The sequence below is a fragment of the Streptomyces sp. NK15101 genome, assembly GCF_020400725.1.
GTDB lineage: Bacteria > Actinomycetota > Actinomycetes > Streptomycetales > Streptomycetaceae > Streptomyces.
The window spans coordinates 21,364-41,204 of the sequence record NZ_JAINVG010000071.1 but is presented as its reverse complement, the minus strand read 5'-3'; the positions used below and the strand labels follow the sequence as shown (position 1 = coordinate 41,204).

Below are 19,841 nucleotides of genomic sequence, written 5' to 3'. Positions count from 1 at the left end.
AGGCGGCCGGGCCCGAGGCGCCGGCGGTGACCGGGACCGGCCCCGACAGGGGTGCCGGGCCCGGGACCGGACCGGCCCCGCAGGGCGCCGCCCCCGCCGATCCGGCCGCCGCCCCGCAGGCCGAGGCCCGCACCGCCCCCTACATCGCCCCGTACGCCGACCCCTTCGGCGACGACCCCGGCTACGAGCCCTACGACTACCTCCCGGCGGCCTGGGAGACCTCCCCGCCGCCGCCCGCCGGCGACTGACGCCGGCCGGTTACTCCCGCACCCCGAAGCCCGCGCGCAGCGGCTTCGGCAGGAGGTCGTTGCAGGCCAGCTCGCCCGCGTGGGTCAGCGCGTCGTCGCGGCACTCGTAGAAGTCGCGGTAGACGAGCTGCATGGTGAAGCCCACCGCGACGATCATCAGCGCCAGGCTCGCCGCGACGAGACCGCTGATCGCCGCCGTCCGCATCGAGCGGAGCGGCGCGGTCGCGGCGGTCGCCCCCTGCCCCGAGGGCCGGCCCGGGGAGGACTGCGCCGTCGGGGGCTGTGACGTCGGCGACGGTTCGCCGTCCGTCTTCGGCTTGGCGCGCAGCGAGCTGATCGCCCAATAGATGCCGAGGGCGCCGAGCAGCAGCGCCATCTCCGGGATCTCGAAGATGGCGAAGAAGAAGCCCCACATGCCCGAGAGGATCGCGTACCGCGCCCTTCGCTGCGCCGGGTCCGTCGGGTCCCAGCGGATGCCCGGGCCCTGCCCGGGCCCGTCCTGGCCGGGGCCGCCCTCCGGCCCGCCCTGACGCTCCGGCCCCCGGCCGAAGCCGTCCTGCGAGGGGCCCGGCTGGCGCGGGCTCCAGCGGCCGTCGGACGAGCCCGAGGAGCCGGACGCGTCGTCGTCCGAGCCCTCCGGCCGCCGCGGCTGCCACGGCTGATCCGGCCTGCCCTCGGGCGGCGGCGCGAACGGGTTGTTGTCGTCCGTGGACTGGCGTTCCGGCATCTGCTGAACGTCTTCCCTCTGTCGTCGTGACCGCGGCCGCACCCACGGCCCCTGCTGGCGTCGGACCCTGACGCTACCGCCCTGCTCCGCCCCCGTCCCGTGGGGGCCGTCCCGTGTGCCGGTATCGTTGCTGACGGTCGAGCCATTCGTAGGGTTCCCCGTATCGAGGGGCACGATTCGTTCGTACGACCGTACAAACACCACGGAAAGAGTGACCCAGTGGCTGCCGCCCGCCTCGTCGTCCTGGTCTCCGGTTCCGGTACCAATCTTCAGGCCCTCCTCGACGCCATCGCCGCCGACCCCGAGGGTTACGGCGCCGAGATCGTCGCCGTCGGCGCCGACCGCGACTCCATCGTCGGCCTGGAGCGCGCCGAGCGCGCCGGGCTGCCGACCTTCGTGTGCAAGGTGAAGGACCACGCGAGCCGCGAGGAGTGGGACCGCGCGCTGACCGAGGCCACCGCCGCGTACGAGCCGGACCTCGTCGTCTCGGCCGGTTTCATGAAGATCGTCGGCAAGGAGTTCCTCGCCCGCTTCGGCGGCCGGGTCGTCAACACCCACCCGGCGCTCCTGCCCAGTTTTCCCGGTGCCCACGGGGTGCGTGACGCCCTCGCCTACGGCGCGAAGGTCACCGGATGCACCGTCCACTTCGTCGACGACGGTGTCGACACCGGCCCGATCATCGCCCAGGGCGTGGTCGAGGTGCGGGACGAGGACGATGAAGCCGCTCTGCACGAGCGCATCAAGGAAGTCGAGCGCTCGCTGCTCGTCGACGTCGTGGGGCGTCTCGCCCGGCACGGCTACCGCATTGAGGGACGAAAGGTTCATGTCGGTGAACACGGACACCGTTAAGCCCATCCGCCGCGCGCTGGTCAGCGTCTACGACAAGACGGGGCTCGAGGAGCTGGCCCGCGGTCTGCACGAGGCCGGTGTCGAGCTCGTCTCCACCGGCTCCACCGCGGGGAAGATCGCCGCCGCCGGGGTCCCGGTCACCAAGGTCGAGGAGCTGACCGGTTTCCCCGAGTGCCTCGACGGGCGCGTCAAGACGCTGCACCCGCGCGTGCACGCCGGCATCCTCGCCGACCTGCGCCTGGAGTCGCACCGCGCGCAGCTCGCCGAGCTCGGCGTGGAGCCCTTCGACCTCGTCGTCGTGAACCTGTACCCGTTCCGCGAGACCGTCGCCTCCGGCGCCACCCCGGACGAGTGCGTCGAGCAGATCGACATCGGCGGCCCGTCGATGGTCCGCGCCGCGGCCAAGAACCACCCGTCGGTCGCGATCGTCACCAGCCCCGACCGGTACGCCGACGTGCTCGCGGCCGTCCGGGGCGGCGGCTTCGACCTGACCGCCCGCAAGCGGCTCGCCGCCGAGGCCTTCCAGCACACCGCCGCGTACGACGTGGCCGTGGCCTCCTGGTTCGCCGACGACTACGCCGCCGCCGACGACTCCGGCTTCCCCGACTTCCTGGGCGCCACGTACGAGCGCAAGAACGTCCTGCGGTACGGCGAGAACCCGCACCAGGGCGCCGCGCTCTACGTCGACGGCACCGGCGGCCTCGCCGAGGCGGAGCAGCTGCACGGCAAGGAGATGTCGTACAACAACTTCACGGACACCGACGCCGCGCGCCGGGCCGCGTACGACCACACCGAGCCCTGCGTCGCGATCATCAAGCACGCCAACCCGTGCGGCATCGCGATCGGCGCCGACGTCGCCGAGGCCCACCGCAAGGCCCACGCCTGCGACCCGCTGTCCGCGTTCGGCGGCGTCATCGCCGTCAACCGCCCGGTCTCCGTCGTGATGGCCGAGCAGGTCGCGGAGATCTTCACCGAGGTCATCGTGGCCCCCGGCTACGAGGACGGCGCGGTCGAGATCCTCGCCAAGAAGAAGAACATCCGCGTCCTCAAGGCCGAGGGCGCCCCGGCCAACCCGGTCGAGGTCAAGCCCATCGACGGCGGAGCCCTGCTCCAGGTCACCGACCGCCTCCAGGCCGAGGGCGACGACCCGGCGAACTGGACCCTCGCGACCGGCGAGGCGCTCTCCGCCGAGGAGCTCGCCGAGCTGGCCTTCGCCTGGAAGGCGTGCCGCGCGGTCAAGTCCAACGCGATCCTGCTCGCCAAGGACGGCGCCTCGGTCGGCGTCGGCATGGGCCAGGTCAACCGCGTCGACTCCGCGAAGCTGGCCGTCGAGCGGGCGGGCGAGGAGCGGGCGCGCGGCTCGTACGCCGCGTCCGACGCCTTCTTCCCCTTCCCCGACGGCCTGGAGATCCTCACCGCGGCCGGCGTGAAGGCGGTCGTGCAGCCGGGCGGCTCGGTCCGCGACGAGCTGGTCGTCGAGGCGGCGCAGAAGGCGGGCGTGACGATGTACTTCACGGGCACGCGCCACTTCTTCCACTGATCCTCGGCCCGGGGACGACGGAGGGCCCGCCGGTACGCACCTCGTACCGGCGGGCCCTCCGTCGTCCGTAGGTCGAGGCGGTGCCGAAGTCGCTGCGCTTGCAGCTCCCCACCCGGCCCGCCCCGCCCACCTACGCCGACTGGACCTGGGTCGCCTGCCCCATCACGGTGCCGCCCACGGTCCCGGCGGACGCGGTACTCCACCTGCCCACCCCGCGCATCGCAGGCGGCAAGGTACGTGCCGATCCCGCCTTCGCCCACCCCGTGCCCAAGACCCGAAGCACCGGCCACACCGTGGTCCTGGGCGTGGACCGGGGCCTGAACACTCTGCTCAGCGCGGGCGCGGCCCGACTGCACGACGACGGGCGGATCACCGCCCTCGGGACGGGCGCGCGGTTCCGGGCCGCCGGTGTGCCGGCCAAGCAGGACCGGCTGCGCCGCACCTCGGAGCGCCTGCACGCCAAGATCGACCACTACACCCGGCTCGCCGCCCCGACCCTGGACGGCAAGCACGCGGTGCTGACCGAGGAGATCCGGCGCGTCTCGCGGCGCCGCTCGAACCTCAACGACGCGCCGGCGTGCTCTGCCGCCCGCTGGGCCGTCGACCAGGACCGTCACCGACCGCGCCGACCGGCACATGGTGATCCGCTCGGTGGTGGACACGCCGGAGGCCAAGGCCGTCGTCACGGCTTCCCCGAAGACCAGCCGGGGGGACCGGTCCAAGACCGGCCCCGCCCGGCCACGCACCAACCGCCTCACGCCCAGGCGACGTGAGGTTCCCTCCCCGGCACGGCCTTCCGGCCGCGCCGGCCGGCGTCCGGAGGGACACGCATCAACGGACCAGCCCCGACTGTCCCGCGCAGCCCACCGGCACCAGAGCGTGACCACGATCAGCACATCCAACACCGGCCGACACCGGCCACGCGGAGCAGCGATGGGCGCGGGATTCCACCTCCACGCCCACGCCGCCCCGTCCAGGTGGGCAGAACCCGCACCGGACCCCACGGTCCGCACAGGTTCGCTCGGCTGATCAGAGACGCCAGGAAGCTCCGACAAGCCAATGCCGAACGTCACCGCCCACGTACGGGGCGGGGCGGGCCCTTATGAGGCGGGCGGCGACAGATCCACCGAACGGGTGGACTCTGGTCTAATGGGTTGCTCTTTTGTCGGCCGCCGGTAGTGGGGGACGTGGTGTTGGACGTACTGAACAGGCCCCCGGCGGACACCACCGACACGGAACCGTCCGAGGGCCTCGCCCCGGCCCCGCTCCGCCCCTACCTGATCATCGCGGGCGTCCTGTGCGGCCTGTACTTCCTCTACTCCTGGGTGCAGTACGCGCACTTCCGCACGCCCTCCTGGGACCTCGGGATCTTCGGGCAGTCCGTCCGGGCGTACGCCGAGTTCCGCGCCCCCGTCGTCGACATCAAGGGCCCCGGCTTCCAGATACTCGGCGACCACTTCAGCCCCGTCACCGCCCTGCTCGCGCCGCTCTACTGGATCTGGCCCTCGCCCGCCGCACTGCTCCTCGGGCAGGCCGCGCTCTTCGCCGCCTCCGCCGTCGTCGTCGGCCGCACCACGCAGCAGATCCTCGGCAGCCGGGCCGCCGGCATCGGGCTGACCGTCGCCTACGGCCTCTCCTGGGGGCTCCAGGAAGCCGTCAAGTCCGACTTCCACGAGATCGCCTTCGCCGTCCCGCTGCTCGCCCTGGCCTGCCGGGCCCTGCTCCTCGGGCGCTGGACCGCGGCCGCCGCCTGGTCCGCCCCGCTCGTCCTCGTCAAGGAGGACATGGGCCTCACCGTCGCCATGGTCGGCGCGGTCCTCTTCCTCAAGGGGCGCAAGCGGCTCGGCGCGGCCCTGGCCGGCTTCGGCGTGGCGGCCTTCGCACTGACGGTCCTCGTCCTGATCCCGGCGGCGAGCCGGCTCGGCCAGTACGACTACTGGGCCAAGATCGAGAAGACCGGCCAGGGCGCCGACACCTCCTTCGGGCAGGTCATCGGCGACGCCCTCGTCTCGGGCGAGCGGTGGGAGATGGTGTTCTACCTGCTCGCGATCACCGGCTTCCTCGCCCTGCGCTCCCCGCTGGTCCTGCTCGTCCTGCCGACCCTGGGCTGGCGCTTCCTCTCCCAGGACGCCAACCACTGGGGCATGCACTGGCACTACAGCGCGGTCCTCATGCCCGTCGTCTTCCTGGCCCTCGTGGACGGCGTCCGCTCGGTCCGCACCTCGCCGCGCGCCTGGCTCGTCTCGTACGGCAAGGTCGTGATCCCGGTCGCGACGGCGGTCGCGCTCGTCCTCGCCGCGAACCTGCCGCTGCGGGAGCTGACGAAGCCGGAGACGTACCGGACGGACACCCGGACCCTGGAGGCGCGGGCGGCCGTCGACGCCGTGCCGGAGGGGGCGAGCGTCGAGGCGGACGTCTCGCTCCTCGCGCACCTCACGGCGGACCACCGGGTCTACTGGGTGGGCACGTCGAAGGGCGCCACCCCGGACTATCTCGCCTTCGACCTGCGCGGCTGGGAGCAGCAGGTGTCGGATCCGGCGCAGCTGGCTTCGCAACTGCATCCGGAGGCGCGGTACGAGCTCACCTACCGCTCGGACGGCTTCGCGGTCCTGAAGAAGGGGTGATCCCCGGGAACGGCGGAGGGGCGGGGCCCGTACGGACCCCGCCCCTCACGCGCGTGGAGCTCAATACTGCTGCTTGTTCCGGTTGAACCAGGCCGCGGCGTCCGACTTCGCGTAGAAGACGATGATCATGATGCCGAGGGCGAGGCTGACCAGGGCGAAGACGTTGCCGCCGAGGAGGTTGACGAGGCTGCCGAGGGTCGAGAGCGAGCCGTAGACGATCGCCGAGATGCGGACGCCGTTGCCGCCGGTGGCGGACTTGACGGCCATCATGATCGCCCACACGCCGAAGGCGAGGACGATGACGCCGATGACCACGAAGATGCCCGTGACCGCGGCGGCGGCACCGTCCGTGTTGTCGAACTCGGACGAGCTGTCCGCGAGCTGGTCGGCGAACCAGCCGCCGGCGGCGGCCAGGGCGATGCCGATGATGACCTGGAGGACGCCGAGGATCCACAGCATGACGCGGGCGGCCTTCACGCCGCCGGGCATCACGAGGGCGGGGGCCGGGTAACCGCCGCCGTACCCCGGAGCCGCCGGGTAGCCGTAGCCCTGCTGGGGCACGCCCTGCGGCGCCTGCGGGTAGCCGTAGCCCGGCTGCTGCCCCTGCGGCTGGCCGTAGGGGTTGTTCGGATCGCCGAAGCTCATCGCGGGATTCCTCCGTGAATTTCTCTGTGCGGGGACGACGCGGCCCGCGCGGAGGACTTTCACGGCATTTGAGCGGATTTCCCCCCGGCACTTTCCGCGCTGCTACGCCGGTCATCGTCGTCGCAACGGCGAGATTTTGTCCAGTCGATACGCGGCGGAGTTGTGCGAGTGCAACCTCTCGCATCGCGGTGCGGACCGCTCCCCGGGAGCGAATTGGAACAAGGCGGGGGTCATCCGGGAGGATGTCTCCATGAGCGCCCAGATTCTCGATGGCAAGGCCACCGCAGCCGCGATCAAGTCCGATCTGACCGTCCGTGTGGCGGCCCTCAAGGAGAAGGGCATCACGCCCGGCCTCGGCACGGTCCTGGTCGGCGACGACCCGGCCAGCCAGAAGTACGTCGCCGGAAAGCACCGCGACTGCGCGGAGGTCGGCCTCGCCTCCATCCAGCGCACCCTGCCGGCCACCGCCACGCAGGAGGAGATCGAGGCGGTCGTACGGGAGCTCAACGAGGACCCGGCCTGCACCGGCTACATCGTCCAGCTGCCGCTGCCCAAGGGCATCGACGAGAACCGCATCCTGGAGCTGATGGACCCGGCCAAGGACGCGGACGGCCTGCACCCGACCAACCTCGGCCGGCTCGTCCTCAACGAGCCCGCCCCGCTGCCCTGCACGCCGAACGGCATCGTCACCCTGCTCCGCGCCCACGGCGTGGAGATCAACGGCGCCGAGGTCGTGGTCGTCGGCCGCGGCGTCACCATCGGGCGCCCGATGCCGCTCATCCTGACCCGTCGCTCCGAGAACGCGACCGTGACCCAGTGCCACACCGGCACCCGGGACCTCTCGTCGCACCTGCGCAACGCCGACATCATCGTCGCGGCGGCCGGCGTGCCGCACCTGATCAAGCCCGAGGACGTGAAGCCGGGCGCGGCCGTCCTCGACGTCGGTGTCTCCCGCAACGGCGAGGGCAAGATCGTCGGCGACGTGGACCCGGGCGTCGCCGAGGTGGCCGCCTGGATCTCCCCGAACCCCGGCGGCGTGGGCCCGATGACCCGTGCGCAGCTCCTCGTCAACGTCGTCGAGGCCGCCGAGCGCGCGGCCGCGGCGCTCTGAGGTGACCTCCGGGACCCCGGGGGCGCCCGGCAACCCGGACGGCGCGGACGCCGTGGAAGGCGCGGACGCCGTCGACGGCACGGACACCGCGGTCGGCACCGACGGCGCTACCGGTACGGCCGGCGCGACCGGTACGGAGGGCGGAGTGAAGCGCGGTCCGCGGCAGCGGCTCACCACCGACACCGCGCGCCCCGAGGGCGGCGGCCGGGCGGCCCCCGGCGACGCGCCGGCGCCCGCGCGCCAGTGGCCGCTGCTCACCGTCCTCGTGCTCGCCGGGCTCGGCCTGCTCGTGGTGGGGACGGATCCCTTCCCGCAGTCCTTCCGGATCGGGGCGTTCCTGGTCGGCGCGGCGCTCCTCGCGGGTGCGGCGATGCGGCGGGTGCTGCCGTCCGTGGGCATGCTGGCCGTCCGCTCCCGGTTCACGGACATGATCACGTACGGGGTGATGGGCAGTCTGATCGTGCTGCTCGCGCTCATGGTGCAGCCGAAGCCGTGGCTGCGGATCCCGTTCCTGGAGGACGTACTCCACCTCACGGTGACGTAGCCGTCCGGCGCGTGAGGCACGGAGCCCGCCCTCTCCCCCGTGGGAGGGCGGGCTCCGTCGTGTTTAAGGGTCATGTACGTACCAAAGGCGGTTCAAGCTCCGTCGGGGCGCTGTGGCACGGAAGTGACCATTCCGCTACCTCGGCCCGGTGTCCGGGCGGACGACAGTGCCCGGACGGGTGGCAGTGAGCCGGACCACAAGGGGTTGGGGATTCGAGGGGGCCCGGGTCGGATAGCCTGACCGCTGGATATCTCTTCATGTCGAGACACCGATCGATCAAGAGAGCTATCCCGCACCAGGGGCAGGGACCCCCACCGCCAGCTGTCTTACGGAGATCGCCATGACCCGCACTCCCGTGAATGTCACCGTGACCGGCGCGGCCGGCCAGATCGGCTACGCGCTGCTCTTCCGCATCGCCTCCGGCCACCTGCTCGGCGCGGACGTGCCGGTCAAGCTGCGCCTCCTCGAGATCCCGCAGGGCGTGAAGGCCGCCGAGGGCACCGCCATGGAGCTCGACGACTGCGCCTTCCCGCTGCTCAAGGGCATCGACATCTTCGACGACCCGAACAAGGGCTTCGAGGGTGCCAACATCGGTCTGCTCGTGGGCGCCCGCCCGCGCGGCCCGGGCATGGAGCGCGGCGACCTGCTCGCCGCCAACGGCGGCATCTTCAAGCCGCAGGGCGAGGCCATCGCCGCCCACGCCGCGGACGACATCAAGGTCCTCGTCGTCGGCAACCCGGCCAACACCAACGCCCTGATCGCCCAGTCCGCCGCCAAGGGCGTCCCGGCCGAGCGCTTCACCGCGATGACCCGCCTGGACCACAACCGCGCGCTGACGCAGCTGGCCCAGAAGACCAACTCCTCGGTCACGGACATCAAGCGCCTCACCATCTGGGGCAACCACTCCGCGACGCAGTACCCGGACATCTTCCACGCGGAGATCGCCGGCAAGAACGCCGCCGAGGTCGTGAACGACGAGGCGTGGCTGGCCGACACCTTCATCCCGACCGTCGCCAAGCGCGGCGCCGCGATCATCGACGCCCGTGGCGCGTCCTCCGCCGCCTCCGCCGCCAACGCCGCCATCGACCACGTCCACACGTGGGTCAACGGCACCGCCGAGGGCGACTGGACCTCCATGGGCGTCCCGTCCGACGGCTCCTACGGCGTCCCGGAGGGCCTGATCTCCTCCTTCCCCGTCACCTGCAAGGACGGCAAGTACGAGATCGTCCAGGGCCTGGAGATCAACGAGTTCTCCCGCGTCCGCATCGACGCCTCGGTGAAGGAGCTCTCCGAGGAGCGCGACGCGGTCCGCGAGCTCGGCCTGATCTGAGCCGCCGGCTCGGTCCGATCCGAGCCCACCGGCTCGGCCCGTCCGAGGCCGACCGCAGCTCCGCACTCCCGGCGCCCCCGGGCCGTACGACCGACCGTACGGCCCGGGGGCGCCGTTTTCCGGGCCGACACGGAACTCCCGCCTCCCCTATGCTGTCCCCTCGGTTCCCGGCCAACTGGGCCGGAAACATGAACGGTTTCACGCAATCGGGGGAATCTTGGCGCAGTCGTTCGTACCTCATCAGCCCGGCGGATCGCCGTCCGCCACCGACCCGCGCCGTTTACCGGCCGCCAGCGAGGCGACACGGCTGCTCTGCGCCGGCACGTACCTCGACGACGGATTCCGTGACGCGGTCATCGACCAGCTGTACGTCCACGAGGAGCGCTTCGCCGCCCCCTCCCTCGGCCACGACGCGAGCCGCGTCCTCGCCCACGCGCTGCGCGCCCGCCGCATCGAACTCGCCTGGGCCGCCGGCATCCTCGCCCTCTGGATCGTCGCGATCCCCCTCACCAAGGGCATGGTCGCGCTCCTCATCACACCCTTCCTGCTGCTCGGCGTGGCCCGTTGGGTGCGCGGCCGGTCCGCCACCGCCCCCGTCTACCGGATCGTCGTCGCGTTCCTGCTGCGCTGGTACGGGCGGCTCATGGCCCTCCAGTCGGCGCTGCTCCTCTTCTACCTCGCGTTCGGCGACGACGAGTCGGACGGGGAGTTCCTCGGCGATCTCTTCGAGTCGACCGGGTTCCTCGACCTCGCCGTCGGCCTCGCCGCCCAGGGGATGTGGGACGTCGGCGCGTTGGAGGTGTGGATCACCATCGCCGTGCCGTTCCTGGTGGCCTGGGCGGTGGCCACCCAGCGCGGCCAGTTCGCCCGCGCACTCACCCAGGAGCTGTCCCGCGAGCGCTTCCCCGACCAGCGCTCCGACCCGGCCGAGCTCGCCGAGGGCGCTCGCTTCCGCCGGCTGCGCGACCGGATCAGGGTCGAACAGCACGCCCGGCTGATCATGTACGACGCCGACGTCCCGTTCTGCGGCGCCGGCTCCCCGCACGAGCCCTGGTCGCTCTCCGTCGAGCTGCGCCCCCGCAAGAACCTCGACGGCAAGGCGCCCGAACCGCTCGACAACAGCGCCATCCTGCGGCGCGTCGTCCCCCTCCTGGAGGCGCTGCGCGTGCCCTCCCCCCACGGTTCGCCGCAGCTCCAGGCGGCCGTGCGGGACCGGTTGCGCGAGCTGGAGATCGACGAGGTCGTCTTCCTGCCCGTCGACGGACTGCCGGCGCGCACGGCCGCCCCGTACACCCCCGAGGGCTTCGAGGCGCACCGCTCGCGCGCCATCGAGGAGGGCGGCGAGACCCGCCGCCACTTCCTCCGCATCCGGGTCGGCGGCTGGGGCGAGGAGATCGTCACCACGGTCTTCGTCCGCGTCCACACCCAAGGCGGCATGCTGATGCTGGAGGTCGCCCCGCACGTCCTGCGGCCGGTGAAGCGGCTGTACCGGGACGCCGACCGGATCGCCCACCGCTACCGCCACAACCACCACTTCGGCAAGGCCGTCTGGGCGCTCGGGCAGACCCCGCGCTCGGCCGGACAGGCCGTGGTCACCCTCTGGCGCGCGCTGGGCCAGCTGTGGCGTGTGCTCACCGCCGGCCACGCCGGCGCGCTGCCCGAGGGGCCGTGGGTCTCGGTCCGCGAGCTCGGCTCCGAGGACGAGGCCTCCCTCTTCCAGGAGATGGACGTCAGCCGCTACCTGAAGAGCGTGCAGGACCGCGTCGCGAACGGCGTGACGATCGCGCTCCGCGAAGCCGGTTACGAGACCGCCGAGTTCGAGCAGAAGATCGTCCACGTGGCCGAGGGCGGCACGTTCATCGAGAACACCAAGGGGAACGTCACCGTCGGCCATCACAACACCGTCACCAGCAAGACCTTCACCACTTCCACCACCGGAGGCGACCGTGGCTGAGACAGGGAACTCCCGCGACCGTGGCGGCATTCACGTCACCAACACCGGCGGCAACGTCACCATCGGCGACAACAACACCGTCACCAGCACGGTGAACGGCGCCCAGCCCGCCCGCGACGCCCAGCAGGAGGAGCTCCTCCAGGCCATCCGCCGGTTCCGGTCCGACCTGGGGGGCGTCGTCCCCTCCGAGCAGACGGCCGCGCTCGACGCCGAACTCTCCGACGCCGAGGACGAGATCGAGGGCACCGGACGCGCGAGCGCCGGACGGCTCGCCGCCCTGCGCCGCGCCCTCGCGGACGCGGGCGCGGTGGCCGGGATCCTCGCCTCGGGCGTGGCCGTGGGGCAGGCCGTCGGCGTCCTGCTCGGAGGATGAGATGAGCGGACACGGGGGCGTTCCGGCGGGCGGGGCCCGCTGGAACGACGAGACGCAGAGCTGGGAGAGCGGAGGAACGGAGAGCGCCCCCGCGCCTCCGTGGGACGGGGGCGCGACGGGGCCCGTGGTGCCGGGGGGTGCTGCCGGGCCTGTGGTCCCTGCCGGGCCTCCGGTTCCGCCGGCCGCCGACCCCGTGGTGCCGGAAGGTGCTGCCGGGACGACCGGGCCCGTGGTGCCGGAGGGCGCTGCCGGGCCCGTGGTGCCCGCCGGGCCTCCGGTCCCGTCGGCGGCCGGACCCGTGGTTCCTCTGCCGCCCCCTCCTCCGGAGTACGCCCCTGACTACGCCCCGGGTCCCCCGGGACACGCCCCCGACGCCGGCGGCCTGCAGTACCCCGCGCCGCCCGTCCCGGAGCCCCGGCCCCGTTCGCGGGCCGTCCTGGCGGCCGGGGTGGCGGTGGCCGTCCTCGCGGCGGGTTCCGCGGGCGTCTGGCTGCTCCGGGACCGGAGCGGGAACGGGACGGGGCCGGCGGCCGGCCCCCCGGCCTCCGTCTCGGCCCCGGTGGAGACGGAGCAGCCGACGTCCGAGGCCCCGTCGGAGACCCCCTCGGAGTCCCCGTCCGCCACGTCCACGCCCCTGGACGACGTGCCCCCGCCCGGCTACCGCGCCCAGGAGGACCTCAAGGGCTTCACGATCGCCGTCCCCGAGGGCTGGAACCGCACCGAGTCCGACCAGGGCGTGTTCTACAACGCGCCGGACGGGCGGAGCCTGATCCAGGTCTTCGTCATCCAGGAGGCGGGCATCACGCCGTACGAGGCGCTGCGCGGAGCCTCCGAGGACGGCCGGACCAACAAGCCCGGCTACACCGAGATCAGCCTCGGACGGATCACGGGCGAGCCCGGCGCGCCCGCCGACTCCGCCGAGCTCGTGTACGCGTACGACCGTGAGGGCGGCCGCCGCAAGGTCGTCGACCGCGCCTTCACCGCCGAGGACGGCAACCAGTACGCGATCCTGGCCGCCGGCCCGGACGCCGACTGGCCGAAGCAGCGCGAACGGCTCCGCGTGGCCCTGGACTTCTTCCGTCCCGGGGCCTACTGAGCCCGCACCTCGGCCGCCAGGTCCGCGAGTCCGCGCAGGGACCGGAGCAGCAGACCGGGCCCGAAGGTGACGCGGGTCGCGCCCAGGCGCCCGAGCTCGGCGAAGGACGGGCCGCCCGGGAGGGAGAGGGCGTTGACCGGCAGGTCGCCGAGGGCCGCCCGCAGGCCCGGCAGGTCGGCGGGCGGGGCCTTGATCGGGTACACGCAGTCCGCGCCCGCCGCCGCGTAGAGGCGGGCGCGGGCGAGCGCCTCCCCGGCGGGGTCGGCGACGCCTTCGCGGAGGTACGCGTCGACGCGCGCGTTCAGGAAGAGCCCGGGTCCGGCCGCCGCCCGTACCTCCGCCAGCCACTCCGCGTGCGCCTCGGGGTCCTTGAGGCCGCCCGTGGCGTCGCCGTCCTCCAGGTTCACGCCGACCGCGCCGGTCTCCCGCACCCGCTCGACGAGTTCGGCGGCGGACAGCCCGTAGCCGCCCTCCAGGTCCGCCGTGACGGGGACGGACACGGCCCGGACGATGCGCGCCACGGCGGCGAACATCTCGTCGGCGGGCGTCGCCCCGTCCTCGTGGCCGAGGGACGCGGCGACGGCGGCGCTCGGCGTGGCGAGCGCGGGGAAACCGGCGGCCTCGAAGGTGCGGGCGCTCGCCGCGTCCCACGGGCCGGGCAGCACGAGCGGGTCGTCCGCCGCGCGGTCGTGGTGCAGGGCGCGGAGGACCCCGGCGGCCTTCGAAGCGGCCTCCGGGGCGCTCACGACGCGGACTTCGGGGTGTAGTGGCCCGGCGTCATGCGCGTCGTGACGCCGATCCGGTTCCAGGCGTTGATCGTGACGATCGCCGCGATGACCCGGGCGAGTTCGGTCTCGTCGAAGTGCGCGGCGGCCCGTGCGTACACCTCGTCGGGCACGAAGCCGTCGGTGAGGACGGTGACGGCCTCGGTCAGGGCGAGCGCGGCGAGTTCGCGCTCGGTGTAGAAGTGCCGGGACTCCTCCCAGGCGGCCAGCTGCACGATCCGCTCGACGCTCTCGCCCTCGGCCAGCGCGTCCTTGCTGTGCATGTCGATGCAGAACGCGCAGCGGTTGACCTGCGAGGCCCGGAGCTTGATCAGGTGGTACAGGGTCGGGTCGATGTCCTTCGCGGCCGCCGTCTCCAGCCGGATCATCGCCCGGTAGAACTCGGGGACGCGCTCGGCGAGGGGGAGCCGGGGCGCGTGCTCGTGGGCGTGCGCCGCCGTGCTTGTGGTGGTCGTCATGCCGTTCACCGTACGAGCCGGGTGGCGCAGGGGTATGGTCCATTTCCATGGCGAACGACTGGGCCACTTTCGGGTCCGACCTCCACCTGGAACTCCGCGGCACCCGGCTCCGGGCCGGCCTGATGGACGCCCTGCGGGAAGCGGTCCGCAGCGGACGCCTGGAAGCCGGAACCCGGCTGCCGTCCTCCCGCTCGCTCGCCGTCGACCTCGGCATGGCCCGCAACACCGTCGCCGACGCCTACGCCGAACTCGTCGCCGAGGGCTGGCTCACCGCCCGCCAGGGCTCCGGGACCCGCGTCGCCCGCCGCGCCGCGCCGCGCACCTCGGCGCCCGCCCCGCAGCCCCCGCCGTCCGGCACGGGCCGGGGCCGGTCCGCCGCACTCGTGCACAACCTGCAGTCCGGCACTCCGGACCTCGCCTCCTTCCCGCGCGCCGACTGGCTCAAGGCCTACCGCCGGGCCCTCACCGACGCCCCCAACGAGGCCTTCGGGTACGGCGATCCGCGCGGCAGGCCCGAACTGCGCACCGCACTCGCCGAGTACCTCGCCCGCGCCCGGGGCGTGCACGCCCGGCCCGAGCGGATCGTGATCTGCTCGGGCTTCGTGCACGGCCTGATGCTGATCGGCGAGGTGCTGCGGGCCCGCGGCGTCCGGGACGTGGCCGTCGAGTCGTACGGACTCTGGCTCCACGACGACCTCCTGCGCCGGGCCGGACTCGGCACCCCCGCCCTGGGCTTCGACGAACGCGGCACCAGGACCGAGGAGTTGGCCGGACTCGACGGCTGCGGGGCCGTCCTCATGACGGCCGCCCACCAGTACCCGCTGGGCGGCGCCCTGCCCCCGGACCGGCGGGCGGCCGTCGTCGACTGGGCGCGCGCCTCGGGCGGCTTCGTCCTGGAGGACGACTACGACGGGGAGTTCCGCTACGACCGGCAGCCGGTCGGCGCCCTCCAGGGCCTCGACCCGGACCGAGTCGTCTACCTGGGCACCGCCAGCAAGGCCCTGGCGCCCGGGCTCCGCCTCGCCTGGATGGTCCTGCCGCAGGAGCTGGCGCAGGAGGCGGCGGCGGCGAAGGGGGCCGTGGACTGGACGTCGAGCGCCCCGGACCAGCTGGCCTTCGCCGAGTTCCTGCGCTCGGGGGCGTACGACCGGCACGTACGGGCGATGCGCCTGCGCTACCGACGCCGCCGCGACCAGCTGGTGGAGGCCGTCGTCGCGCACTCGCCGGAGACCCGGGTCAGCGGGATCGCGGCCGGCCTCCACGCCGTCCTCACCCTCCCGCCCGGCACCGAGCAGGCCACCCTGCGGGCCGCCGCCTGGCGCGGCCTCGCCGTCCAGGGCGTCAACCGGTTCCGCCGCCCCACGGTGCCGCCCACCCTCGACGGCCTCGTCGTCGGCTACGCCACGCCCCCCGACAGCGGCTGGCAGGGCGCCCTCCGGGCCCTGTGCGGGGTGCTGCCGTGAGCGGCCCGCACTCACGACGGGGCGACCGGCTCCGGCGCCGGGGCCGGGGCCTCGCCGAAGCGGGCCAGGGTCAGGGAGCCCGCCACCGCCACGGCGAAACCCACGATCGCCAGCCAGTCGAGCCCTTCCCGCGTGCGGTCCCCGAGCCAGGCCACCCCGACGATCGCGGGCCCGACCGTCTCGCCGAGCACCGCGCCCGCCGTCGCCGTGGTCACCGAGCCGCGCTGGAGCGCCGAGGTGAGCAGGACGAACGCGGCCCCACCGCCGACGAGGAGCGCGTACCAGACGGGATCGGCGAAGTCGACGCCGTCGATCAGCCGGACCGCCACCTCCACCACCCCGAAGCCGAACCCGGCGCCGAGGCCGAGGACCAGCGCCCGGGGCCGCTCCGTCAGCCGGCCCCCCACGACGCCGAGCAGCAGGACCCCGAAGGAGATCCCGAGCAGCGCCCAGCGCAGCGCCTCCGAGCCGTCCCGGTGGCCCTCCTTGCCGGAGGCGAGCGCCAGCATCGCGAGCCCCGCGCAGACCACGGCCACGGCCCACCACTCCACCCGGCTCAACCGCGCCTTCAGCACCCGGGAGGCGATGACCGCCGTGACCGCCAGGCTCGCCGCGAGGGCCGCGCCCACCATGTAGATGGGCAGCGTCCGCAGGGCCACGATCTGCAGGACGAAGCCCAGACCGTCCATCCCGAGACCGGCGAGATAACGCCACTGCCGCAGGACCCGCCACATCAGCGCGACGTCGACGCCGCCGCCCGTCCCCGGCGCGGCGGCGCGGGCGCCCATCGCCTGGAGGACCGATGCCGCGCCGAAGCAGACGGACGAGGCGAGCGCACAAATCATCCCGAGTAGCACGAAACGACTCTAGGGCGTGAGGCCGGAAATCACCGGCCTACACTGTGCGGTCGCGACGGACGCGACGCGACGGACGTGACGTGGCGAAGGGGAGGCGACGGACATGCGCAGGCTGAGGTCGAGCACGGTGGTGCTCGGCGGGATGGGTGTGCTCGCGGCGACGATCACCGCGTGCGGTTCGGAGCCGGACAGGCGGTGCGTGGACCCGCTGACCCGGGAGGAACTGCCCAGTTACCGGTGCGAGAGCGGCGGCGGAAGCGACGACGACGGCACCACCCGGGGCGCGTACTACTACGGCGGATCCGTCCGCGACAAGCGCGTGAGCGGCGGCAGCTTCGACAAGACCGCCGTCGACAGCGGCGGCTTCGGCTGCTCCGGCACCGGCGGCGGCTGAGACGGGCACGGCACCATGGAACGCCACACCATCGAGCCCCGGCCCGACTGGCAGCGCACGGTCGAGGAACAGGGACTCGTCTACCCCCTGACCCGCTACCCGGACGGCTCGCTGCGCCCGTACTGGGACGAGAGCGCGTACTACTCCTTCTCGCTGCCCGAGGTCGAGGCCCTGGAGGAGGTCGTCGAGGAACTGCACGCGATGTGCCTGGCGGCGGCCGCGCACATCGTCGAGCACGACCGCTTCGCCGAACTCGGGATCACCGACCCGAAGCTGGCCGGCCTGGTCGCCGAGTCGTGGCGCCGGCGCGCCGAACTACCCTCGCTCTACGGCCGGTTCGACCTGCGCTACGACGGCACGGGGCCGGCCAAGATGCTGGAGTACAACGCCGACACCCCCACCTCCCTGGTGGAGGCGGCGAGCCCCCAGTGGTTCTGGATGGAGGAACGATTTCCCGGAGCCGACCAGTGGAACTCCCTCCACGAGCGGCTCGTCGACGCCTGGAAGCGCCAGGCCCACCTGCTGCCGCCCGGCCCCGTCCACTTCGCCCACTCGGACGGCGACGAACTCGGCGAGGACCTGATGACGGTCGCGTACCTGCGCGAGACCGCCCAGCAGGCCGGACTCGACACCGAGGCGCTCTCCGTCGAACGGATCGGCTGGGACCGGCTCTCGCGCCGCTTCGTGGACGACCGGCTCCGCTTCATCCGCAGCTGCTTCAAGCTCTACCCGTGGGAATGGCTGACCACCGACCGCTTCGGCCCGCACGTCCTGGACACCCTCGACAACGGCGGCGGCACCGGCACGACCTGCTGGATCGAACCCGCCTGGAAGATGCTGCTCTCCAACAAGGCGCTCCTCGCGATCCTGTGGGAGCTGAACCCGGGCCACCCCAACCTGCTGCCCGCCTACCTCGACGGGCCCCGCGAACTCGCCGCCACCACCGGCTGGGTCGCCAAGCCCCTGCTCGGCCGCGAGGGCGCGGGCGTCACCCTCCACGAGGCCGGCACGGAGCCCTTCGTACGGGACGGGGAGGCCTGCTGCTACCAGGAACTGGCTCCCCTGCCCGACTTCGCCGGCAACCGGGTGGTGCTGGGCGCGTGGGTCGTCGAGGACGAGGCGGCGGGGCTGGGCATCCGGGAGTCGGCGGGCCTCGTCACCGACGAGTACGCCCGCTTCCTCCCGCACGTGATCCTGTAACCACCCGCGCCCCGTTGTGGGCAGTCGTTCCGCCGGGGCGGCGCCCACTCCCGCCTCGTCGTCCGTTGTGGGCAGTCGTTCCGCCGGGGCGGAACGGGTGGGCACAACGGAACGGCGCCCCTTGCCGGCGCCCGAGGCTCCTGTGCCTGGACCCGCACCACCTGTGCACCGGCGCTCGGGGTGCGGGTCCAGGCGCGGAACGCGGAGGCCCCGCTGAAGGGCGCCGTCCCGTGCGCCCACTCTCCCCCAAGCTCTCGGCTTCGCTGGAGCAGGGGGACCCCCTTGCCCCTGCGGGACGACTGCCCACACGGCGGGTGGCGGAGGGGCACCGCCCAGCCGGGCGCGGGCCCCGCGCGGGCACCGGTCCCGCACGGGCACCGCCCCGCCGGCACCGCCCGCCGTCAGGCCGACAGCACCCCCCTCAGCTGCTCCAACCCCCAGTCCAGGTCCTCCTTCGAGATGACCAGCGGTGGAGCGATCCGGATCGTCGACCCGTGCGTGTCCTTCACCAGGACCCCCCGCTCCATCAGCCGCTCCGAGATCTCCCGGCCCGTGCCCCGGGACGGCACGATGTCCACCCCGGCCCACAGCCCGCGCCCGCGCACCGCCTCCACCGCACCGCCGCCCACGAGCAGCCCCAGCTCCGCGTGGAGGTGTTCGCCCAGCTCCGCCGCCCGCTCCTGGAACTCGCCCGTCCGCAGCATCGCGATCACCTCCAGGGCCACCGCGCACGCCAGCGGGTTCCCGCCGAACGTCGACCCGTGCTCACCCGGCCGGAACACCCCGAGCACGTCACGGTCGGCCACCACCGCCGACACCGGCACCACACCGCCGCCCAGCGCCTTCCCCAGGATGTACACGTCCGGCACCACGCCCTCGTGCTCGCACGCGAACGTCCGCCCCGTCCGGCCGAGACCCGACTGGATCTCGTCCGCCATGAACAGCACGTTCCGCCGGCGCGTCAGCTCCCGCACCCCCGCCAGATAACCGGCCGGCGGCACCAGGACCCCCGCCTCGCCCTGGATCGGTTCGAGCAGCACGGCCACCGTGTTCTCGGTGACCGCCGCCTCCATCGCCGTCAGGTCCCCGTACGGCACGATCTCGAAGCCCGGCGTGTACGGCCCGTAGTGGTCCCGCGCCTCGTGGTCCGTCGAGAAGCTCACGATCGTCGTCGTCCGGCCGTGGAAGTTGTTCGCCGCGACCACGATCTTCGCGTGCCCGTCCGGCACGCCCTTCACCTCGTACCCCCACTTGCGGGCGGTCTTCACGGCCGTCTCGACCGCCTCCGCCCCCGTGTTCATCGGCAGCACCGCCTCCTTGCCGCACAGCTCCGCGAGCCGCGCGCAGAACTCGGCGAACCGGTCGTGGTGGAAGGCGCGCGAGGTCAGCGTCACCCGCTCCAGCTGCGCCTTCGCCGCGTCGATCAGACGCCGGTTGCCGTGCCCGAAGTTGAGCGCCGAGTACCCGGCGAGCATGTCGAGGTAGCGACGGCCCTCGACGTCGGTCATCCAGGCGCCGTCCGCCGAGGCGACGACGACCGGCAGGGGGTGGTAGTTGTGCGCGCTGTGCGCGTCCGCGGAAGCGATCGCCTCTTCTGTCCTCGACACGGGATCTCCGTTCGTCCTGCGGCTCGGGGGGTACGT

The 19,841-nt window shown here is 73.2% G+C and carries 19 protein-coding genes and 1 pseudogene; 14 read left to right on the top strand and 6 right to left on the bottom strand.

All coding sequences use genetic code 11. The annotated features are described in order from the left end of the window. Nucleotides 1–248: pseudogene (locus tag K7G60_RS29240) on the top strand (hypothetical protein); the annotation flags it as partial. Between the two features lie 10 nt (nt 249–258). On the opposite strand, the gene K7G60_RS29235 reads toward K7G60_RS29240, so the two are convergent. Further along, on the bottom strand, nt 259–975 hold the full coding sequence (locus K7G60_RS29235; RefSeq protein WP_225803966.1) for a hypothetical protein: 717 nt from the start codon (nt 973–975) through the stop codon (nt 259–261). 219 nt (nt 976–1,194) lie between these two features. On the opposite strand from K7G60_RS29235, the gene purN reads away from it, so the two are divergent. The 4 genes from purN (at nt 1,195) to K7G60_RS29215 (ending at nt 5,988) form a co-directional block, all read left to right on the top strand. Continuing rightward, complete coding sequence (purN, locus tag K7G60_RS29230) at nt 1,195–1,824, top strand: phosphoribosylglycinamide formyltransferase (RefSeq protein WP_225803965.1); 630 nt, start codon at nt 1,195–1,197, stop codon at nt 1,822–1,824. Continuing rightward, nucleotides 1,799–3,364, top strand: coding sequence for a bifunctional phosphoribosylaminoimidazolecarboxamide formyltransferase/IMP cyclohydrolase (gene purH / locus K7G60_RS29225; RefSeq protein ID WP_225803964.1), 1,566 nt, complete (start codon nt 1,799–1,801; stop codon nt 3,362–3,364). The genes purN and purH overlap by 26 nt, the downstream gene beginning before the upstream one ends. A gap of 80 nt (nt 3,365–3,444) precedes the next feature. After that, the gene (locus tag K7G60_RS29220) at nt 3,445–4,137 is read left to right on the top strand and encodes a hypothetical protein (RefSeq protein WP_225803963.1); all 693 of its coding nucleotides are present in this window, start codon (nt 3,445–3,447) and stop codon (nt 4,135–4,137) included. A 417-nt stretch (nt 4,138–4,554) separates the two neighbouring features. Further along, nucleotides 4,555–5,988 (top strand): DUF2079 domain-containing protein, encoded by a 1,434-nt coding sequence (locus tag K7G60_RS29215; protein ID WP_374115705.1) that lies wholly within the window; start codon nt 4,555–4,557, stop codon nt 5,986–5,988. Nucleotides 5,989–6,048: 60 nt separating this feature from the next. Here the strand turns inward: K7G60_RS29215 and K7G60_RS29210 are convergent, their stop codons facing one another. Next, on the bottom strand, nt 6,049–6,633 hold the full coding sequence (locus tag K7G60_RS29210; protein ID WP_225803962.1) for a hypothetical protein: 585 nt from the start codon (nt 6,631–6,633) through the stop codon (nt 6,049–6,051). A gap of 250 nt (nt 6,634–6,883) precedes the next feature. Between K7G60_RS29210 and K7G60_RS29205 the strand changes: the two genes are divergently transcribed. The 6 genes from K7G60_RS29205 (at nt 6,884) to K7G60_RS29180 (ending at nt 13,041) form a co-directional block, all read left to right on the top strand. Further along, a complete protein-coding gene (locus tag K7G60_RS29205) occupies nt 6,884–7,744 on the top strand; it encodes a bifunctional methylenetetrahydrofolate dehydrogenase/methenyltetrahydrofolate cyclohydrolase (RefSeq protein ID WP_225803961.1) in 861 nt (286 codons plus the stop codon). A 1-nt stretch (nt 7,745) separates the two neighbouring features. Continuing rightward, on the top strand, nt 7,746–8,288 hold the full coding sequence (locus tag K7G60_RS29200) for a DUF3017 domain-containing protein (protein ID WP_225803960.1): 543 nt from the start codon (nt 7,746–7,748) through the stop codon (nt 8,286–8,288). Between the two features lie 340 nt (nt 8,289–8,628). Continuing rightward, a complete protein-coding gene (locus K7G60_RS29195) occupies nt 8,629–9,618 on the top strand; it encodes a malate dehydrogenase (RefSeq protein WP_225803959.1) in 990 nt (329 codons plus the stop codon). A 217-nt stretch (nt 9,619–9,835) separates the two neighbouring features. Then, nucleotides 9,836–11,572, top strand: a complete 1,737-nt coding sequence (locus K7G60_RS29190; RefSeq protein WP_225803958.1) for a hypothetical protein — start codon at nt 9,836–9,838, stop codon at nt 11,570–11,572. Beyond that, nucleotides 11,565–11,945, top strand: coding sequence for a hypothetical protein (locus K7G60_RS29185; protein ID WP_225803957.1), 381 nt, complete (start codon nt 11,565–11,567; stop codon nt 11,943–11,945). Before K7G60_RS29190 ends, K7G60_RS29185 begins: the two co-directional genes overlap by 8 nt. A gap of 298 nt (nt 11,946–12,243) precedes the next feature. Further along, a complete protein-coding gene (locus K7G60_RS29180; protein WP_225803956.1) occupies nt 12,244–13,041 on the top strand; it encodes a hypothetical protein in 798 nt (265 codons plus the stop codon). On the opposite strand, the gene K7G60_RS29175 is transcribed toward K7G60_RS29180, so the two are convergent. Both K7G60_RS29175 and K7G60_RS29170 read right to left on the bottom strand, forming a co-directional pair. After that, on the bottom strand, nt 13,035–13,787 hold the full coding sequence (locus tag K7G60_RS29175) for an isocitrate lyase/phosphoenolpyruvate mutase family protein (protein WP_225803955.1): 753 nt from the start codon (nt 13,785–13,787) through the stop codon (nt 13,035–13,037). The two genes, K7G60_RS29180 and K7G60_RS29175, sit on opposite strands and share 7 nt — an antisense overlap. Next, nucleotides 13,784–14,284 carry a carboxymuconolactone decarboxylase family protein gene (locus tag K7G60_RS29170; RefSeq protein WP_225803954.1) on the bottom strand — a complete coding sequence of 167 codons (501 nt, stop codon included), beginning with the start codon at nt 14,282–14,284 and terminating at the stop codon, nt 13,784–13,786. The genes K7G60_RS29175 and K7G60_RS29170 overlap by 4 nt, the downstream gene beginning before the upstream one ends. Before the next feature lie 47 nt (nt 14,285–14,331). Here K7G60_RS29170 and K7G60_RS29165 point away from each other — a divergent pair, with 47 nt between their 5' ends. Continuing rightward, nucleotides 14,332–15,747 (top strand): PLP-dependent aminotransferase family protein, encoded by a 1,416-nt coding sequence (locus K7G60_RS29165; RefSeq protein ID WP_225803953.1) that lies wholly within the window; start codon nt 14,332–14,334, stop codon nt 15,745–15,747. A gap of 11 nt (nt 15,748–15,758) precedes the next feature. Here the strand turns inward: K7G60_RS29165 and K7G60_RS29160 are convergent, their stop codons facing one another. Beyond that, nucleotides 15,759–16,592 (bottom strand): hypothetical protein, encoded by an 834-nt coding sequence (locus K7G60_RS29160; protein ID WP_225803952.1) that lies wholly within the window; start codon nt 16,590–16,592, stop codon nt 15,759–15,761. A 115-nt stretch (nt 16,593–16,707) separates the two neighbouring features. Here K7G60_RS29160 and K7G60_RS29155 point away from each other — a divergent pair, with 115 nt between their 5' ends. Then, nucleotides 16,708–16,998: a hypothetical protein gene (locus tag K7G60_RS29155; protein WP_225803951.1), complete on the top strand. Its 291-nt coding sequence runs from the start codon at nt 16,708–16,710 to the stop codon at nt 16,996–16,998. Nucleotides 16,999–17,013: 15 nt separating this feature from the next. Next, entirely contained in the window at nt 17,014–18,198 is a 1,185-nt protein-coding gene (locus K7G60_RS29150) for a glutathionylspermidine synthase family protein (RefSeq protein WP_225803950.1), read from the top strand. A 401-nt stretch (nt 18,199–18,599) separates the two neighbouring features. Here K7G60_RS29150 and rocD read toward each other — a convergent pair whose 3' ends face one another. Continuing rightward, entirely contained in the window at nt 18,600–19,805 is a 1,206-nt protein-coding gene (gene rocD / locus K7G60_RS29145; protein ID WP_225803949.1) for an ornithine--oxo-acid transaminase, read from the bottom strand. Nucleotides 19,806–19,841: the final 36 nt, after the last annotated feature.

What these genes read in the sequence shown, in the direction of transcription:
- K7G60_RS29235 (WP_225803966.1), bottom strand. Translation starts at nt 975, where the DNA reads ATGCCGGAACGCCAGTCCACGGACGACAACAACCCGTTCGCGCCGCCG.
- purH (WP_225803964.1), top strand. Translation starts at nt 1,799, where the DNA reads ATGTCGGTGAACACGGACACCGTTAAGCCCATCCGCCGCGCGCTGGTC.
- K7G60_RS29210 (WP_225803962.1), bottom strand. Translation starts at nt 6,633, where the DNA reads ATGAGCTTCGGCGATCCGAACAACCCCTACGGCCAGCCGCAGGGGCAG.
- K7G60_RS29205 (WP_225803961.1), top strand. Translation starts at nt 6,884, where the DNA reads ATGAGCGCCCAGATTCTCGATGGCAAGGCCACCGCAGCCGCGATCAAG.
- K7G60_RS29195 (WP_225803959.1), top strand. Translation starts at nt 8,629, where the DNA reads ATGACCCGCACTCCCGTGAATGTCACCGTGACCGGCGCGGCCGGCCAG.
- K7G60_RS29170 (WP_225803954.1), bottom strand. Translation starts at nt 14,284, where the DNA reads ATGACGACCACCACAAGCACGGCGGCGCACGCCCACGAGCACGCGCCC.
- K7G60_RS29165 (WP_225803953.1), top strand. Translation starts at nt 14,332, where the DNA reads ATGGCGAACGACTGGGCCACTTTCGGGTCCGACCTCCACCTGGAACTC.
- K7G60_RS29160 (WP_225803952.1), bottom strand. Translation starts at nt 16,592, where the DNA reads ATGATTTGTGCGCTCGCCTCGTCCGTCTGCTTCGGCGCGGCATCGGTC.
- K7G60_RS29155 (WP_225803951.1), top strand. Translation starts at nt 16,708, where the DNA reads ATGCGCAGGCTGAGGTCGAGCACGGTGGTGCTCGGCGGGATGGGTGTG.
- K7G60_RS29150 (WP_225803950.1), top strand. Translation starts at nt 17,014, where the DNA reads ATGGAACGCCACACCATCGAGCCCCGGCCCGACTGGCAGCGCACGGTC.